Origin of the sequence: Polynucleobacter sp. MWH-Spelu-300-X4 (genome assembly GCF_018687515.1) — a bacterium.
GTDB lineage: Bacteria > Pseudomonadota > Gammaproteobacteria > Burkholderiales > Burkholderiaceae > Polynucleobacter.
The window spans coordinates 1,201,252-1,216,270 of the sequence record NZ_CP061294.1 but is presented as its reverse complement, the minus strand read 5'-3'; the positions used below and the strand labels follow the sequence as shown (position 1 = coordinate 1,216,270).

21 protein-coding genes, 2 tRNA genes and 1 pseudogene are annotated in these 15,019 nt (G+C 37.7%); 14 read left to right on the top strand and 10 right to left on the bottom strand.

The window, feature by feature from the left end; genetic code table 11:
- Positions 1–9: 9 nt before the first annotated feature.
- From glmM to ICV01_RS06380, 4 genes are all read left to right on the top strand, one after another.
- Entirely contained in the window at positions 10–1,350 is a 1,341-nt protein-coding gene (glmM, locus tag ICV01_RS06395; protein WP_215286723.1) for a phosphoglucosamine mutase, read from the top strand.
- A gap of 22 nt (positions 1,351–1,372) precedes the next feature.
- Positions 1,373–1,957: an SRPBCC family protein gene (locus ICV01_RS06390; RefSeq protein WP_215286721.1), complete on the top strand. Its 585-nt coding sequence runs from the start codon at positions 1,373–1,375 to the stop codon at positions 1,955–1,957.
- Between the two features lie 94 nt (positions 1,958–2,051).
- Positions 2,052–2,128 (top strand) — tRNA-Pro (locus ICV01_RS06385).
- A gap of 137 nt (positions 2,129–2,265) precedes the next feature.
- On the top strand, positions 2,266–2,691 hold the full coding sequence (locus ICV01_RS06380) for a universal stress protein (protein ID WP_215286719.1): 426 nt from the start codon (positions 2,266–2,268) through the stop codon (positions 2,689–2,691).
- A 75-nt stretch (positions 2,692–2,766) separates the two neighbouring features.
- Here the strand turns inward: ICV01_RS06380 and arsC are convergent.
- Both arsC and ICV01_RS06370 read right to left on the bottom strand, forming a co-directional pair.
- Positions 2,767–3,117 (bottom strand): annotated as a pseudogene (arsC, locus tag ICV01_RS06375) (arsenate reductase (glutaredoxin)); the annotation flags it as partial.
- An 18-nt stretch (positions 3,118–3,135) separates the two neighbouring features.
- Entirely contained in the window at positions 3,136–3,462 is a 327-nt protein-coding gene (locus ICV01_RS06370; RefSeq protein WP_215286715.1) for a hypothetical protein, read from the bottom strand.
- Between the two features lie 120 nt (positions 3,463–3,582).
- On the opposite strand from ICV01_RS06370, the gene ICV01_RS06365 reads away from it, so the two are divergent.
- The 3 genes from ICV01_RS06365 (at position 3,583) to ICV01_RS06355 (ending at position 4,500) form a co-directional block, all read left to right on the top strand.
- Positions 3,583–3,795, top strand: a complete 213-nt coding sequence (locus ICV01_RS06365) for a hypothetical protein (protein WP_215286713.1) — start codon at positions 3,583–3,585, stop codon at positions 3,793–3,795.
- 89 nt (positions 3,796–3,884) lie between these two features.
- The gene (locus ICV01_RS06360) at positions 3,885–4,358 is read left to right on the top strand and encodes a BLUF domain-containing protein (protein WP_215286711.1); all 474 of its coding nucleotides are present in this window, start codon (positions 3,885–3,887) and stop codon (positions 4,356–4,358) included.
- 65 nt (positions 4,359–4,423) lie between these two features.
- A tRNA-Arg gene (locus tag ICV01_RS06355) sits at positions 4,424–4,500 on the top strand.
- Between the two features lie 198 nt (positions 4,501–4,698).
- Here ICV01_RS06355 and ICV01_RS06350 read toward each other — a convergent pair.
- From ICV01_RS06350 to ICV01_RS06340, 3 genes are read right to left on the bottom strand one after another with little or no spacing between them, the layout of a single operon-like run.
- Positions 4,699–5,397 (bottom strand): toll/interleukin-1 receptor domain-containing protein, encoded by a 699-nt coding sequence (locus ICV01_RS06350; RefSeq protein ID WP_215286709.1) that lies wholly within the window; start codon positions 5,395–5,397, stop codon positions 4,699–4,701.
- On the bottom strand, positions 5,390–6,190 hold the full coding sequence (locus ICV01_RS06345) for a nucleotidyltransferase (RefSeq protein ID WP_215286708.1): 801 nt from the start codon (positions 6,188–6,190) through the stop codon (positions 5,390–5,392). Before ICV01_RS06345 ends, ICV01_RS06350 begins: the two co-directional genes overlap by 8 nt.
- Positions 6,162–6,689: a hypothetical protein gene (locus ICV01_RS06340; protein WP_215286706.1), complete on the bottom strand. Its 528-nt coding sequence runs from the start codon at positions 6,687–6,689 to the stop codon at positions 6,162–6,164. Before ICV01_RS06340 ends, ICV01_RS06345 begins: the two co-directional genes overlap by 29 nt.
- A 170-nt stretch (positions 6,690–6,859) precedes the next feature.
- Here ICV01_RS06340 and ICV01_RS06335 point away from each other — a divergent pair, with 170 nt between their 5' ends.
- Both ICV01_RS06335 and ICV01_RS06330 read left to right on the top strand, forming a co-directional pair.
- A complete protein-coding gene (locus ICV01_RS06335) occupies positions 6,860–7,276 on the top strand; it encodes a MarR family winged helix-turn-helix transcriptional regulator (RefSeq protein WP_215286704.1) in 417 nt (138 codons plus the stop codon).
- Positions 7,277–7,321: 45 nt separating this feature from the next.
- Positions 7,322–7,711, top strand: a complete 390-nt coding sequence (locus ICV01_RS06330) for a 4-oxalocrotonate tautomerase family protein (protein ID WP_215286702.1) — start codon at positions 7,322–7,324, stop codon at positions 7,709–7,711.
- 94 nt (positions 7,712–7,805) lie between these two features.
- Here ICV01_RS06330 and ICV01_RS06325 read toward each other — a convergent pair whose 3' ends face one another.
- From ICV01_RS06325 to ICV01_RS06315, 3 genes are read right to left on the bottom strand one after another with little or no spacing between them, the layout of a single operon-like run.
- Positions 7,806–8,039: a hypothetical protein gene (locus ICV01_RS06325; RefSeq protein ID WP_215286700.1), complete on the bottom strand. Its 234-nt coding sequence runs from the start codon at positions 8,037–8,039 to the stop codon at positions 7,806–7,808.
- Positions 8,040–8,086: 47 nt separating this feature from the next.
- Entirely contained in the window at positions 8,087–8,848 is a 762-nt protein-coding gene (locus tag ICV01_RS06320) for a hypothetical protein (RefSeq protein WP_215286699.1), read from the bottom strand.
- A complete protein-coding gene (locus ICV01_RS06315; RefSeq protein ID WP_215286697.1) occupies positions 8,845–9,768 on the bottom strand; it encodes a hypothetical protein in 924 nt (307 codons plus the stop codon). Before ICV01_RS06315 ends, ICV01_RS06320 begins: the two co-directional genes overlap by 4 nt.
- Before the next feature lie 448 nt (positions 9,769–10,216).
- On the opposite strand from ICV01_RS06315, the gene ICV01_RS06310 reads away from it, so the two are divergent.
- The 3 genes from ICV01_RS06310 to ICV01_RS06300 all read left to right on the top strand — a co-directional run bounded on the left by ICV01_RS06310 (position 10,217) and on the right by ICV01_RS06300 (position 12,155).
- Complete coding sequence (locus ICV01_RS06310; protein WP_215286694.1) at positions 10,217–10,396, top strand: hypothetical protein; 180 nt, start codon at positions 10,217–10,219, stop codon at positions 10,394–10,396.
- 50 nt (positions 10,397–10,446) lie between these two features.
- Positions 10,447–10,872 carry a hypothetical protein gene (locus ICV01_RS06305; RefSeq protein WP_215286692.1) on the top strand — a complete coding sequence of 142 codons (426 nt, stop codon included), beginning with the start codon at positions 10,447–10,449 and terminating at the stop codon, positions 10,870–10,872.
- A gap of 131 nt (positions 10,873–11,003) precedes the next feature.
- Positions 11,004–12,155, top strand: coding sequence for a site-specific integrase (locus tag ICV01_RS06300; protein WP_215286690.1), 1,152 nt, complete (start codon positions 11,004–11,006; stop codon positions 12,153–12,155).
- Between the two features lie 64 nt (positions 12,156–12,219).
- Here the strand turns inward: ICV01_RS06300 and ICV01_RS06295 are convergent, their stop codons facing one another.
- Complete coding sequence (locus tag ICV01_RS06295) at positions 12,220–13,236, bottom strand: hypothetical protein (protein ID WP_215286689.1); 1,017 nt, start codon at positions 13,234–13,236, stop codon at positions 12,220–12,222.
- A 267-nt stretch (positions 13,237–13,503) separates the two neighbouring features.
- Positions 13,504–14,070, bottom strand: a complete 567-nt coding sequence (locus tag ICV01_RS06290) for a site-specific integrase (protein WP_215286687.1) — start codon at positions 14,068–14,070, stop codon at positions 13,504–13,506.
- Positions 14,071–14,462: 392 nt separating this feature from the next.
- On the opposite strand from ICV01_RS06290, the gene ICV01_RS06285 reads away from it, so the two are divergent.
- Positions 14,463–14,720: a type II toxin-antitoxin system Phd/YefM family antitoxin gene (locus ICV01_RS06285; protein WP_215286685.1), complete on the top strand. Its 258-nt coding sequence runs from the start codon at positions 14,463–14,465 to the stop codon at positions 14,718–14,720.
- Positions 14,707–15,018 (top strand): type II toxin-antitoxin system RelE/ParE family toxin, encoded by a 312-nt coding sequence (locus ICV01_RS06280; RefSeq protein ID WP_215286683.1) that lies wholly within the window; start codon positions 14,707–14,709, stop codon positions 15,016–15,018. Before ICV01_RS06285 ends, ICV01_RS06280 begins: the two co-directional genes overlap by 14 nt.
- Position 15,019 lies beyond the last annotated feature (1 nt).

Below are 15,019 nucleotides of genomic sequence, written 5' to 3'. Positions count from 1 at the left end.
AATATATATATGACACGTCAATATTTTGGAACAGATGGTATTCGTGGGGAGGTTGGGAAGTTTCCGATTGTCCCCGATTTTGTGATGCGCTTAGGTTATGCGGCTGGACAGGTTTTAGCTAAGAGTGCTGATGCCCATGGTAAGCCAACCGTTCTTATCGGAAAAGATACTCGTGTTTCTGGCTATCTATTAGAAGCTGCTTTAGAGGCAGGTTTTTCCGCAGCTGGTGTAGATGTTATGTTGTGTGGACCTATGCCTACGCCAGCGATTGCTTATTTAACAAGAGCCTTGCGCTTATCTGCGGGTGTTGTTATTTCAGCTTCACATAATCCTTATCATGACAACGGTATCAAGTTTTTCTCAGCCAACGGTGACAAGCTGGATGATGCAGTTGAATTGCAAATTGAGGCCGCATTAGCTGAGCCTATGAGTTGTGTGGATTCAGCGCATTTGGGTAAGGCTAAACGCCTTGATGATGCTACTGGTAGATATATTGAATTTTGTAAAAGCACATTTCCTAACCATTTAAATCTGCATGGTTTAAAGGTGGTAGTCGATTGTGCACATGGTGCTGCGTATCACATTGCGCCCCATGTTTTTCATGAGTTGGGTGCAGAGGTCGTTGCGATTGGCGTACATCCAAATGGTAAAAACATTAATGACAAAGTTGGAGCAACTTCTCCTCAAGCTTTGATTGAGAAAGTTAAAGAAGAAGGTGCTGATCTTGGTATTGCTTTAGATGGTGATGCAGATCGACTTCAATTGGTTGATCGCTCTGGCCGCTTGTTTAATGGCGATGAGTTGTTATATCTCATTGCTATGGCTAGAAAGCGTGCTGGCGAGACTGTTCAGGGAGTTGTGGGTACTTTAATGACCAACTTGGCAGTTGAAAAAGCTTTATTTGCTGAAGGTATCGAGTTCCAACGAGCCAAAGTAGGAGATCGTTATGTTCTTGAGCAGCTCAAAGAAAAGGGTTGGGTTTTGGGTGGAGAAGGCTCTGGTCATTTGATTTGCCTAGATAAGCACACAACGGGAGACGGTATTGTTGCTGCATTGCAAGTCTTATCCGCCATGAAGCAAGCTAATAAAACTCTTGAGCAGTTGTTGGAAAAAGTTAAGTTATTCCCTCAAACATTGGTTAATGTTCGCTATCAAAAAGGGTATGAGTGGCAATCTGATGAGCGTATGAAGAACGCTGTTAAGTTGGCTGAGAAAGAGTTAAATGGTGCGGGGCGAGTTTTAATTAGAGCCTCAGGTACGGAGCCTTTATTAAGAGTGATGGTTGAAGCAGAGCATGCTGATATGGCTAAAGACCAGGCTCATAAAATTGCATCGGTTATACCTGTATAGACACAAATTTATGAGATAAATTATGAATAAATTCATCATAATTTTTCTTCTGCTATTACCCGCACTTTCTTGGGGTGATTCTGCTGATAACGCTTATAGAGTGCAAGCTTCCGTGGTGCGTGAAGGTGACACCTTTTTAATATCGGCCAGTTACCATGCTCCTTTAACTTTGTGCCAAGCTTATCAATATTTAACCGACTACGAGGCGGCCGTAAAAATACCGGGCGTTATCGAATCAAAAGCAGTCAGGCAACCAAGCGGTAAAGTATTGGTGGAACGTTCGGCAGAAGAGCAAATTCTATTTGTCAAAATAAAATTACATACCTTAATTGAATATACCGAGTATCCATTGCTTGGGACTGAGTTTACGCAGATTAAAGGTGACTCCAAGAGATTCTCAGGTAAGTGGTCGGTAAGTCCTGATTCTGATGTTGGTAACAGTGCCATTGGAACCACGATTAAATATCAGGGTGTTTTAGAGCCTGACTCCCATGTGCCCATGTTTATCTTGCAGTACTTTATACAAAATAGCTTAGAAGATCGTTTTAAGCTGATGGCTAGATTGGCTGCGGAACGTAAAAATCAGGTGGTAGTGGCTTGTAAATAGGGGGTTTTCAGGGTTTTTAGGCTATTTATTTGATCTAAATTAAACCGATAGATTTGCCATCGACTCCTTGCTGGGTTACAATATCGGTCTTAGTCGGAGTGTGGCGCAGTCTGGTAGCGCACCTGGTTTGGGACCAGGGGGTCCAAGGTTCGAATCCTTGTACTCCGACCACTTTCCCTCCTCAAAATTCTCAAAACTAAAAATATAGAAACGCCCAAAGGTGGCTATTTCTTTTTATTTTTAGCAAGACCTTCTTGTAAAACTGTTAAGCTATCAAATATAGCTACTTAAAATAAACAGGAGTCATTGTGAAAATTTTGTTGCCCGTTGATGGATCTAAATCATCAGTTAATGCTGCTAAGTATGTTGTGAAGCTAGTTAGTAGTTTGCGTTCTAAATGCGCAGTTACTTTAATCAGTGTTCATGATGATGTTAGTCTGCGTCACGTTAGAACTTTTGTCGCAAAAAATGTTGTGGAAGATTACTTGCGAGAGATTAGTGAGAAAGAATTAAAGGCCACTAGAAAAGTTTTTGATGATGCGGGTGTTAAGCATGATATGGTCATCAAGCAAGGTAATATCACCAAAGAAATATTAGCTATTGCCAACAAAGAAAAATTTGACCTCATCGTGATGGGGTCTAAGGGTAGAGGCGGTTTATTGGATTTGGCGCTAGGTTCTATTGCTCAAAAAATTACATCTTCTGCAAAACAGCCCGTACTGCTAGTTAAATAAAAACTAATTCGTTAATAAAAAAGCCACCAGAAAGTAAGCGGTGGCTTTTTTGCTAAGCAGGCCTGTATTTTTTTACGGGAGCAAATCAAGCGCTGCTTCAGCTGGGCGACACAAGCGCACACCTTTGTCGGTTACCACAATAGGACGATTAATCAAGATGGGGTACTTGATCATAAAATCAATCAAGGCTTCATCGGACCATTTTGGATTTCCAAGATCTAATTCTTGATAAGGGGTGCCTCTTTCTCTAAGGAAGTGTCTAACGCTTTCACCACTTGCTTGAATAATTCTAGATAACTCTTCTTTACTTGGCGGGTTCTCTAAATAGAGAATAACGTTTGGTTTAAAACCAGCTTCTTGAATGAGGGAGAGGGTGTTTCTAGATGTGCCACATTTGGCGTTGTGATAAATCGTTATATTGGTCATGCCCAATATTTTAATAGATTAACTTTTTGGGACTGCTTTCGATAAATTCTTAAAGCGTTCTAAACCAAGTGCAGTTAATTCAACATATTTAATTCTGGTATCTGAGACAGTTCTAAAGTTAATTAGCTCTTTAGCTAATAACTTTTTAATGCCGCTGTGAATCGTGGCAGGTGAGGCAATGTGTTTGAATGCCATGATGTCTGATACACACAGCTGAATACCTTTTTCTTCGGCGTAAATTAACTCATTCAGAATTTTTATCTGAAAAGAATCAAGGCTATATAAGGCATTAATTTCCGACTCATACTTAAGATACTTAATATAAGTCTGTAACTTACTGTCCATCTCGATATTTTGCTCCAATTTCGTTAATTAACTTTTTTATTATTTTTTCTAACTTTATTTGATTCCATTTTATAAATGGTATAAATTGGACTAACTGTATAAATTTAAAAAAAAAATAATATGAGCGGGAATTATTATCAAAAAGCAGAAACACTTTTGGACATTATTCATGAGTTAGCGTTGGCCAATGAAATTTCAGAAATTGATGGTTTTCCTTTTAAAGAAGGGGGTGGCTCAATACAACTTCACCCCACATTAAAAGAAAAACTCGAGCAACATGAAAATCCAGAATTGCATCAATGGGCAATAGAAAATATTAAAGAGTTGTTTTAAAGGAATTTATAAAAAAGTTGTCAGTTAACCATAAGGTTAATAATTTTTTATTTGTTACTATCAAAATAATTATTAATTTTTATAAAAATATGGCGACTCTATCTACCACAATTAATTTCAGCCAACTTCCAGAAGATCAATTAATTGAATTAAGTTATGTTAGTCAAGCTACTCATGATATGGGTATGCTGAGTTTAATGAACTTATTAGATGATGCTGTTCATAAAAATTCAGAAGCAGAGTTAACGGGCGTTCTCTTCTATGATTCCGGTATTTTTGGGCAAATCTTAGAAGGGTATCCTAAGGATCTGGCTGATGTATGGCGGTCGATTGTGACGGATCATCGGCATAAGGACATTCAGGTGTTAGAAGTTGCGCCATTAAAAACAAGGCGCTTTTCTAATTGGGCCATGAAATTCTATGGTTCTGATGATATGAGTAAGTATGTGCCTGAATTGAGCGTTCGATTTAGTGAAGGAATTGTGGGCTTACCTGATGAAATCGTGACGCTCATGAAATCGATTGGCAACCAATCAACAGATGGGGTTTTTGAGGCTAGTTGAATAGTCCCTTGAAATCAATAGGTCATGGCAAGCATCGGCTATAATTTCGCTGATTATTTCAAAGACTGCCCATAGCTCAGCTGGATAGAGCACCGCCCTTCTAAGGCGTAGGTCGCACGTTCGAATCGTGCTGGGCAGGCCACTACGCACCCAAGCGACGAATCTCAGATTACCTCACTGTAGCCAATTGTCACAATTGTGTTCAAGGGCTCGAGTCTATTGAGCGTATCGAACACCTTGTTCTACGGTGATACATCCCGTTGACTATGAGCGTCCTGTAACTGGATGGTTGAATATTGTTCTAAATGGAACAGGTTCGTGAAGTAGTTGTAAGTCAAAATTAGATGGCTACTAACTCTGCAAGTTTAGTTGCAATAGTTGCCATAGTATCTTCTGATGTGTTTAATCCACTTCGTGAGGCAAGTAATGGACTAACCTCGCGGAGTTCTTCAAATGTCGTGTTATGAACGATGGGGATAAGTTGATCGCGTGCTAAAAGTGCAGATAGTTCTTTGTCAGCAATGCCCTCTGCGGGAAGACGACGTAAAAATGCAGGAGTAACAAGAACGATTCCAACGCGGGAATTTGCTAGTCCTTTATCTATAGCTCGAAGCAGTGGTACGCCAAGGCCAACATCTTTCTCGCTAAACCAAACTTTTATACCTTGAGACTCGAGTGAATCATGCAGTTCTTTTGCAGCTCCTTGTCGATCATCCCAAGCATGGCATAGAAAGATATCTCGTAGATCAGATTTGGTCGCTAGGCGCTCTACAGCTTCACGTATGGGTGTAAGAGTTCGTATTTGAGCGGGTGTATATATAACCGATGAGCTCGCTCGTGACCAACGTGGCCTTCCTCCACTATTAGCCCCTCCGCTACTACTTTGTCTTACTCCATTACTTCCTAATGAAAAAGATTGCGAAGGGGAGTATGGGGTGGAGCGATAGCTACCGTAATGGCGCTTACTGCTACATGCGGGACATGCCGCGGCTCCACTTGCTGTCCGATGCCCATTTCTTGGTGCTGTACATTTAGCCATATATGTTCTCCCAATATTTCTCATTTGAGGCTTTTTCAGCTTTCAAAATAATCTCAATTTTCTCGTTTTCATTCAATAAATCTGAAAGTCTATTGTTTGAGTTTGCAGGATCATCCAGAGTTGAAAATAGTGGGTTTCCTTGATGTTTTCCTAATTCATGAAAAACATGACATAAGTTATCAGATAGATTTTCTATTTTTTTTGATTTATTGATTAATATTTTATTAACCAATAAGTACTCAAGATAGATTGACGGAAAATCAATCCTATTAATTTCGCGCCATATTTTTAATAGTTTGATTTCATTTGTTCGACCCGAAGATGAAATGTCGCTGATATGTTTTTTAATATTTGTTTTTTTAATTGAATTTTTTTTGGAAACATATAGAGAGTGATCATTTGTATTCCCAGAGAGCTTTCTGGCGGGTGTGACATCTATCTCTAAGGTGTTTAATTTAACTCGTACTGACACATTTTGCTTACGCACATTAGAGTATGATTTGCTGAGCCATTCATACAATGAGTTGTAGCAAGATTTTAAGCCGCCAGAATTTTCATTACAGTCATGTTTTAAGGAAACCAGAAGATCAATATCGGAAGAATTAGAAATCGCAGTCCCTTTTGCGTACGATCCTGAATTAATGACTTCAATGTAACAAGTGCCAGCCCATTTTTTTAAATCAGCTTTTAAAAAATTAATGTTAAAGGAGTTGGTCTGTATATCTCGACCTTTATAGTGTTCTAGTATTTGATAGAGGTAAAAATTAGGATTTATCATAACTTGTAGTGACAAGAGATGTTAATAAGTCGTTGATTAATCTTCCCCTGAAGTTGACAATGACTGTGTTTGATCTGTTTGCGATATCAGATAAATTTTCTTCAGGAATTTTTCCTGGAGAAGCAAAAATAATTACTGGCGTTTGATTATTTGGTCTGAAATCAAAAATTTGATTTATATGATCTTTTGATGAATTCCAGTCTACTAGAAAAATATCCAATTTTTTTGCCTTAGCTAAATCAATTAAATCAATTTTGATTATATTTTTCTCTTTGAAAATGCCTGAATCAATGAGCATTAATTTTAGGCTACTAAAGCTACTTTCATCACCAAAGATTGCAACCTTTCGTTTCCATAAAGATATGCCCAAGCGAAGCATAAGTGGGGTAACGCCCCAGAAAAAACAAACCACTTTGTACGTGATTGCTATGAATGTAATAGATACACTTATTCCACCAACTATATTAAAAAGTGGGTGATTAAATATTAGTGCCGCTTGTTCAAATATAGACATGATTTTTAGGGTTAGATTGCATTGCTACATTTCTACCAGAAAATATAACTATCTTCAAATAAAAATTATGACGGCGTTCGACAGGGTCACTTAGCTGAAGTTTTATTTCGAGATTTCTCAGCACCATGAATTTGATTGCATAGCTAACTAATATCTGTTACTATTAGTCTATGTTTGAACAATGCCTATATTTCAATACGACGTCACTAGCTCGCCAAGTCGAGCGAGAGTGGACTCAGGCATTTAAACCATTCGGATTAACACCATCTCAAGCCTTTATGTTGAGAGTGGTGCTTGATAAAGCTCCGTTATTGGCTAGAGAGATTGCTGAGGAATTAAATATCTCAAGGCCAACAGCTACTCGTGGTTTAGATCATCTTGAACGTATGGGTTATATAAGACGAGTTATTTCAAATAAGGATGCAAGAGAGCAGGAGATTCACCCAACTGCTAGCTCATTAGATATTAAATCTGATCTAAATATTGCTAGTAGTGAAGTAACAAAGCGTATGAAGAAGTTGTTAGGAGCAAATGAATTTGAATCTGTCGTAACTCAAATGAGGTCTATTACATCAGCTCTCAAATGAGTTTTATTTTATTAATAGTTGCATAGCTAATTAATTGGAGGAAGTATGCCTATCTTGAATGTGAAAGTAAGTGCTAAGAAGTCACCTGAGTTAACTAAAAAGATTGCTAATTTACTGCTGGAGCTAACTAGTAGGATTCTTAAAAAGAAACGAGAGGTAACTGCAATTGCTATTGAGTATGTAGATCATGATGCTTGGGTGGTAGCAGGGCAGTTATTAAGTCAACAAGGTAAAAATAGCTTTTACTTTGATATCAAGATAACTGATGAAACTAATACCAAAGATGAGAAAGCTCAATACATCAAAGAAGCCTTTGAGGGATTTGAGAAGTTATTGGGTAATTTGCACGAAGAAAGCTATATCTATGTGCAAGATGTCAGGGCGGCTACTTATGGATTTGGTGGTTTAACTCAGGAATATAGATATCAACATTGAGAGTGGATTGTCGGGAAAACCGACATTCACTAAATTTTGTAAATATTTTTTAGATTTTTTCTTGGTCAATAAATTGGTTGGGAGTAGGATATGCTTAGTTTTTATGACACTCAAAGTGACCGGAGCCAATTTTGCCAATCTTTTTAAGAGAATTTATGGCAGCAGCAGTGCATTCGTGTTCATTTTTAAACTCACCTAAATAGAGTCCATTTGACAGATTATTTTTGTCTGGATATGCATAGCCATGCCATTTTGACGAAGTAATTGAATAAACAACGATGAGAACTAATGAGCTAATAAAAATTAGTTTTTTATTTTTTTGAAGCATATCTTAAATATTCGATTTGTTTTGGTGTCGAAATATAATTTCTAATGTTAACGACGACTTCTGTAATGTCCTCTTACGTAGGTGCCATCCTTTCTATAGTACCCATCTACTGGTATTGTTTTTGGTAATCCTGTGATGTTACTTATGTCGCCATAACAAGACCCGTTCTCAGCGCAAGTACCTATGCCAACTTCTGGTAATGGCGTAGTTTGACTATTGGTAATACTTTGTTGACTATTTTTTGGGGCATTGATTTGATCGCTATCAAGTAAGGCTCTATTGCAGTAACCGATTCCAGTAAGGCAATTATTAAAATTTCTTTTAAGTTCATTTTGATGAACTGCATCAATTTGAGTTGATGATAGGATCTGTTTTTTACAGTAGCCAATACCTGTTATACAGTTGTTGTAATTTCGCGTTAGCTGATTTTTTTCAACTGTTTGGGCTTCTGATGTTGATAAGTTGCTTCTATCGCAATAACCTATACCGGTGTAACAGTTATTAAGATTTCGTTGAGCCTGGTTTGATTTAACAACACTAGCTTCTTTTTCTGTTAACAGTGAATTATTACAATATCCAATTCCAGTAGCGCAATTGTTATAGTTTCTTTGTAGCTTACCTTTATTTACTGATTCTAATTGTGATGAAGTTAATTCCCCTTCATTGCAAAAGCCTATACCAGTAATACAGCTGCTGTAATTTCGACGAAGTTCATTTTGTCGAACTTGTTCAAGTTGCGATTGCGCCTGTACTAAAAAAGTACTTAAAACTAATAAACTCGTTACAGCTAAATGAATTAATTGTTTCATTTTGAAAGGGTGTTTTTCATTCTATTAACAACAGATTGTTGGTAATTAGATCTAGCCGCAGCATATTTCTGCTCATCCTGAGCCTCTTTTTGAATAGCCTGAATAGCTTGAGCATAAGCCTCATTATCTTGAGGCTTCGGGAAAATTACACCATTGGCAGTTACTTGAACCAATCCGATATTTGACTCAGCAAGTTTCAATATTTTTCGAGCAATTGCAATACTGTTATGAGTTGCATTGGTTTGTAGCTTATACAACCTAGTTGTTTCATCGACACTCTTATTCAAGCCTTTCAAAAAACTTGCTTTGATTTCTGGGGATACGGAAGCTTTTTCAATTGCAATAATTTGAGCCTTATAGGCCTCGTTAATTAGTCGTGATTCTTCATTTACAAAATAAGTCCATTTATCAAGTTTTTGAAACCCATTTGTAATTGCAGAGCGACTATTAAACATTTGCGCAGATAGAATCTGATCAATCCCTACTTTTTCTAACTCAGCTTGGTTCTTTTCAATCTCGAGGCTATATGGTTTAAGTACGATTAGTACTTCATTTAACAAAATCTGCGTTCCGTCAGCATCATTTCCACTATATCCAGGAACTTTAATATTGCTTGGGAGTGATGGTTCTAGTTTTGAAACATCACCTTTTTCAATGGTGGCGACAAAATTATTCAGACTTCTGTGATCGGAAACCTCTTTGTATAAAACTAATGTAACCCACAGAATTGCAATCATTCCTAAAGCAACAAAGCCTTTATCTTTTGTTTCTTCAGATTTATTTCTGTTAATAAGTTTAATTATTAGGTAAATTAGAAGTGATACGCCTACGAGGTTACCTACAGCTCTAGCTGTATCAAAGTTGGTGGGTAGAAAGATATAGGTTCCGGTAATGAGGTAAACAAAAGCGAAAGCTAACAAAATTTGGCCGTGAATTTTGGTCATAATTACTCACATTTTTTATAATTATTTAGATCATCTCAGGTTTAGTGTTCTTACACAATTGCCTTATTAATTTAAGTTTGTGAAGTGCTTGGTATTAAGTAATGAAAATTATTGCAGAGGGTTCTTAAATGCTCATTCGTAGGGCATTTCTAACGTTCAATTAGGGATTTCGATAGGTATTTTTTGATAAAAGTGCTTATCAAAATTAATAGAAATACCCTATAATTAGTACTGTATATCCATACATAACACTAGATATAGTGTTTGTTTTTAAAAAGAAAAGTGGCCGAAACGGGAATTTCGACCACTTGGTTACCGATTCCCCGGTGAGGTTTCGATAGCTGTTTACGTTAAAACTGCTCTTTTAGTGTAACAGCGTCTTCTTACTAGTCAACCCGGGTAAACCTTTGAAAAAGGATTTTGTATGGCAAAGAAGCCTGGACAAAATACTGGTACTCAAGGTGGAGTGTTTCAGCAAGTTACGTCGACAGGGAAACCTGTATCAAACTACGTAACTGTTTCTGATCACAAACCATTACCTCCGACTAGCAAGCCGGGGCACTTGTGGAATCAGATCGTAATTACACCTAATAGCAAACGTTAATGGTGGGTGAGGGATGAGAGTCCCTCATTTGATTTAATTGAGAGGTGATTTTGAACTTAATTGTTGATGAAAAATTTTGGACGATTATTGCCGGCGTTGTAGCTCTGGTCACTTTTCTAGGATCATTAGTGAGTTTGGCATTCACGGCTTGGAGGTATACGCAAACAAGGAGGGTCGAGCAAGAGCAATTACGTTTTGAAAACTATCATCGTTTGATAGGAGAGTTAGTTGGTGGTGTTCGTGAAAACATGAACATGAAATTAGACTCTCAAATTGCAATTGTTTATGAGTTGAGAAACTTTTTTCAATACACCCCAGTTACTATTAGGATCCTGACATCTCTCTATGAAGAATGGCTTCCAGTTGAGAGGAATAAAAGATTATTAGAGGAAATGAATTTGACTTTGGAATTTTTGATTCAGAGCAGGAGAAGTTGGATAAAGAAATTATTTCTTACTAAAAAAGACATTTTTTAATGTTCAGGTCGTCCAAATCCTAATTCGAAGCTAAGCTAGCAAGCGTCCCTTAACTAGACGCTTGCTTGATGAATAATCTTCAATTCCTGTTCGCTCAAACCAAACCCCGAGAGGGAAAGTGTGTTCCGCTATTGAACGGACAACTAACCTTGTTTAAGAGAACTAATAGTGATGCTTGGCAAGCTAGGTTTAAGTTAGCTAATGGGCAATGGCATTCAGCTAGCACCTTTACGGATCAATTAGCCGAAGCATCAACTAGAGCGATATCTATCTTTGAAACAGTCAAACTAAAAATCGCTAATGATCTGTCTGTAGTTAAGAAGTCATTTAAGGCAATAGCTTTAGAAGAAATAGAGGCTATAGAAAAACTACATAACATCAGCAATCAAACAAGAAATGACTATATCTACATACTTAATAACTATCTAATACCTTTCTTTGGCAAATATCAGATAGATGAGATAACGGATGAGTTAATTAGTGACTTTGCTAGTTGGCGAGTTAGTCAAATGGGGAGGATTCCTGCTAAAGACACTCAGAGATACCACTCAACTACTTATAACCGAATAATTAAACGTGCCCGAGCCAGTGGGTTTCTTAATCCGTTTAAGGATGTTCCAAGTCTACCCAGAGATGGGGCGTCGACAAAGCAAAGATCTGCTTTTACAAGGCAGGAAATAGATAAGTTATTGGACTTCATGGCTTATTGGGATCAATATAAGCGGTATGGTCGTACAGAACGCAGTAGGCAGATGCAGATCCTATGCCGTTGCTATGTGGAGTTCTTGTTATATACAGGTATTAGGCAGGGAACAGAGTCTATGCCGGTGAGGTGGAAAGACTTGCAATGGCATGTAATAGGGAAGAAGCGGTATTTACGTATATGGGTTAATGGTAAGACGGGACCCAGATACTTAATAGCTAGAGATCAGTTATTGCCTAGCTTGGAGAGGTTAATAAAGTGGCAAAACTTACCTTATAAAAATCTTATCCAAGTCCTAGAGGCTAATTTAAATAAGTTAGTCTTTGTTATGCCTGAAGGTGATCAGCCGCATGGGATGGATGGGGTATTTCAAAGATTAATGAAAGATAGTGAACTTTGGATAGACCACGCAGGGCAGAAAAGAACCCTGTACTGCTTAAGACACACCTACGCCACATTTGCTCTAGCTGATGGCATTGATATCCATACGTTAGCTAGGCAAATGGGAACTAGTGTAGGCATGATTGAACGTCATTATTCAAAACTTACTCCGATGCTTAGTGCTGAAAAATTAGCTTAAATCCTGTTCTGAATGGAACAAACTACTTAAAACAACAGCTACCCCTGCAGTGGTAGCAGTCGCCTTAAACAGTAATTACCGTACCTTGAGATTCATTAGCTGTTCGATCTACCACTTTGTAAACAGCATTAGCTTCTGCACCCAAGTCCCAAAGATCAGGCTTCAAATCAACATTTTTGCCGCTTTGTTTGATTTTTTCATAGCGTTGTTGGCGACGAGCTTTAATAATCTCGCCAGCTTCCTTGCTAATAACAAACTTGATAGGTAAGCGAGCAGAGATTTCAGCTAATGCTTTTTCCATCGCACGCCAGTCTGTGTCATCAGGCTTTTTAGTGAACAATAACTTAGCAAATACATAACCAGAGTTCTTGTTATCAAAGCTCAAAGGTTTTTCAATCTTGTTGATGTCCTTAGTGCTTTTTACCAACTCGTCTAGTTTTGAGCCAGTTAGCTTGTTAAGCAAATAACCTTTTTTAATGCACTCTTCGAATGCGTCAGCAGGGATTTGCGTAATCAAGTAGATATTTGTCCAACTTGCAGGTAGCTGATCCACATATTGAATAAAGCGTGGATAGACGCGACCAATAGCTGAGAACTTACGAACAGTACTGCTGTAGTCTTTAAGCCCAACTTCTTCACAGAAGGTTTTGAACTGAAACTTGTCCAAAGACTGTTCTGCTTCGTAGACTACGCGACACATCTCTAAAGTGCTACGAGCTGTTTTTTCAACTCCTGCTTTAAAGGCGGCAACATACTCCTTACGTTCTTTAGCTACGATTGGGTATGCATCTGTTGTAGCTACTTCTACACTGACTTTACGCTCATACTTAACTAAGTCAGCATTAGATTTTTTAGCCTTAACCATTTCCAAGATTTGTTGAGCTCGTTCAGCTTTATCAACTTCAGGTTTAGATTCAGGCTCAGTCTTTTTCTGTGACTGTTCTTCACCTTCAATGATGAATACTTCATCGAATGTTGATGAATCTTCTGTGATGACATTCGCATTCATGCCACGAATATCTACAGAAGGGATGCTTGACTCTGTTGCTACAGGGTTAGTAACTTCAATTAAATTTTCCATTTTTACAACTCCTTAAAATCGACTTAGCGGTGAAGGCGAAAGTGCCAAAAAACGTGTGCTTTGCCGATAGAGTCACTTTACAATTTTTGTTATTTTTCATGCAAAAGAGGTGTTGTATTTTTGGTTTGACACAAAATTCCCAAAATTCGAGCCTTATATTTAAAGGCTTCCAAGTCAATTTTTGATGATAAAAAATAGGCATTTAATAAAAAATGCCTATTTATTGTTTGAATAATGAAAATATATTTCAAATTTTTTTAAATAAATTTATACAAGATTCATCGCATTTCTCATCATCTCTGGATTTGCATCAATATATTTTTGTGTGACAGCAATTGAGCGATGTCCTGCAATTTCTGCCAATACTCGAACACCGACTCCTTTGTTTGCGAGAGAAGTAATTAGTGTTCTTCTTCCGCTGTGACTTGAGGCTCCGCTAATTCCGGCACCACGATAAAGTCCAAAGAACCAAACGCATAAACTGTTTGGGGTAAATCCAAGTCGGTTATCAGTATGAAAGAAGGGAATATCAGGTAGTTTGATGTGTCTAGTAGTTAAATATCGCTCTAATTCAGGTTTAAGTTTCTCAGGTATGTAAACAGTTCTTGGGTGACCGCCTTTAGTTTGTGATGCATGGAGACGTATTTCATTCTTAATAGTCCCATCTTCGTTAACAATGTCGCCTCGTTTAAGTAGGGCTATTTCGGCAACGCGAAGCCCGAGGTAAAAACTGGTAAGAATCAAAGCTCTATTTCTTTCGGGGTATTGCTTAGTGCTTGCGTAACGTAGAACTTGATCTAGTTCGGATTGGGTAAGTGTTTTAGCTTGAGCCATTTTGTATCTCCTTGTTAATGAAAAATCACTATTAGTATGTTTTCTTATTCCAAAAAGAACGACCTAAATTTGCCTAAGTAAAGACCTTCCAAGAATCAATGACTTAGCTTTAAAACGAGGTTTTACTTAAGATTTCTCTACTTTTCTTAAGTAACGTTCTTCTAAGTATTTATGCTTTGATGTTGTCTAAAACCCACAGATTTGGGGTGATTTTTTAAACAGCCTTACATGCTGTTTGATTAAGCGTCTGTTTACTAGACGCTGTATTTGAAAAGATCAATGCTTATAGGGCTTATTTGAGGGGTTTATTTTGTGGGATATCAATATAAGTTGTGTAAAATAATTTGATGCACTAAAATACACAAAATAATGTACAAAATAATGGTGAAAATATGAATGTAATCACACCGATTCACGCAGGCACAACTATTAGTGTTAGTGATTTGAGAAAGTTAACCCCAAGCAAAATTATCGAGCAAGCGGGGGGTGATCCTGTTGCTATCCTTAGCCACAATAAGCCAGAAGCTTATTTGTTGTCAGCTAAGGCTTATGAAAAGATTCTTGATGCTTTAGATGACCTTGAGTTAATTAAAACTGTTGAGAAAAGACGTGGAGGCAAAACTATTAGGGTAAATCTTGAAGACTTATAACCTAGAGTTCCATGTATTAGCTAAAAAAGAGTGGGATAAGTTAGACGGTTCTTTAAAAGAACAGTTCAAGAAGCAATTAGAGAAACGCTTGGAATCCCCTCATGTCCCATCGGCTCTGTTAAGCAGGGAGCTAGAGGGGTGCTACAAAATCAAATTACGAACTAGTGGCTATCGTCTTGTCTATGAAGTGGTGGATAAGCGAGTAACCATTATTGTGATTGCCGTTGGTAAACGAGATAAAGACGAGGCTTACCAAAAAGCAGCACAACGGATCGTTCATAAAATAGCCAAGAAATAAA

Bases quoted from the DNA above. Each gene is read 5' to 3' on its own strand.
- ICV01_RS06370 (WP_215286715.1), bottom strand. From the start codon at position 3,462: ATGGACAGTAAGTTACAGACTTATATTAAGTATCTTAAGTATGAGTCG.
- ICV01_RS06350 (WP_215286709.1), bottom strand. From the start codon at position 5,397: ATGGCTAAATGTACAGCACCAAGAAATGGGCATCGGACAGCAAGTGGA.
- ICV01_RS06365 (WP_215286713.1), top strand. From the start codon at position 3,583: ATGAGCGGGAATTATTATCAAAAAGCAGAAACACTTTTGGACATTATT.
- ICV01_RS06295 (WP_215286689.1), bottom strand. From the start codon at position 13,236: ATGGAAAATTTAATTGAAGTTACTAACCCTGTAGCAACAGAGTCAAGC.
- ICV01_RS06335 (WP_215286704.1), top strand. From the start codon at position 6,860: ATGTTTGAACAATGCCTATATTTCAATACGACGTCACTAGCTCGCCAA.
- glmM (WP_215286723.1), top strand. From the start codon at position 10: ATGACACGTCAATATTTTGGAACAGATGGTATTCGTGGGGAGGTTGGG.
- ICV01_RS06310 (WP_215286694.1), top strand. From the start codon at position 10,217: ATGGCAAAGAAGCCTGGACAAAATACTGGTACTCAAGGTGGAGTGTTT.
- ICV01_RS06360 (WP_215286711.1), top strand. From the start codon at position 3,885: ATGGCGACTCTATCTACCACAATTAATTTCAGCCAACTTCCAGAAGAT.
- ICV01_RS06340 (WP_215286706.1), bottom strand. From the start codon at position 6,689: ATGTCTATATTTGAACAAGCGGCACTAATATTTAATCACCCACTTTTT.
- ICV01_RS06320 (WP_215286699.1), bottom strand. From the start codon at position 8,848: ATGAAACAATTAATTCATTTAGCTGTAACGAGTTTATTAGTTTTAAGT.
- ICV01_RS06390 (WP_215286721.1), top strand. From the start codon at position 1,373: ATGAATAAATTCATCATAATTTTTCTTCTGCTATTACCCGCACTTTCT.
- ICV01_RS06285 (WP_215286685.1), top strand. From the start codon at position 14,463: ATGAATGTAATCACACCGATTCACGCAGGCACAACTATTAGTGTTAGT.
- ICV01_RS06290 (WP_215286687.1), bottom strand. From the start codon at position 14,070: ATGGCTCAAGCTAAAACACTTACCCAATCCGAACTAGATCAAGTTCTA.
- ICV01_RS06330 (WP_215286702.1), top strand. From the start codon at position 7,322: ATGCCTATCTTGAATGTGAAAGTAAGTGCTAAGAAGTCACCTGAGTTA.
- ICV01_RS06325 (WP_215286700.1), bottom strand. From the start codon at position 8,039: ATGCTTCAAAAAAATAAAAAACTAATTTTTATTAGCTCATTAGTTCTC.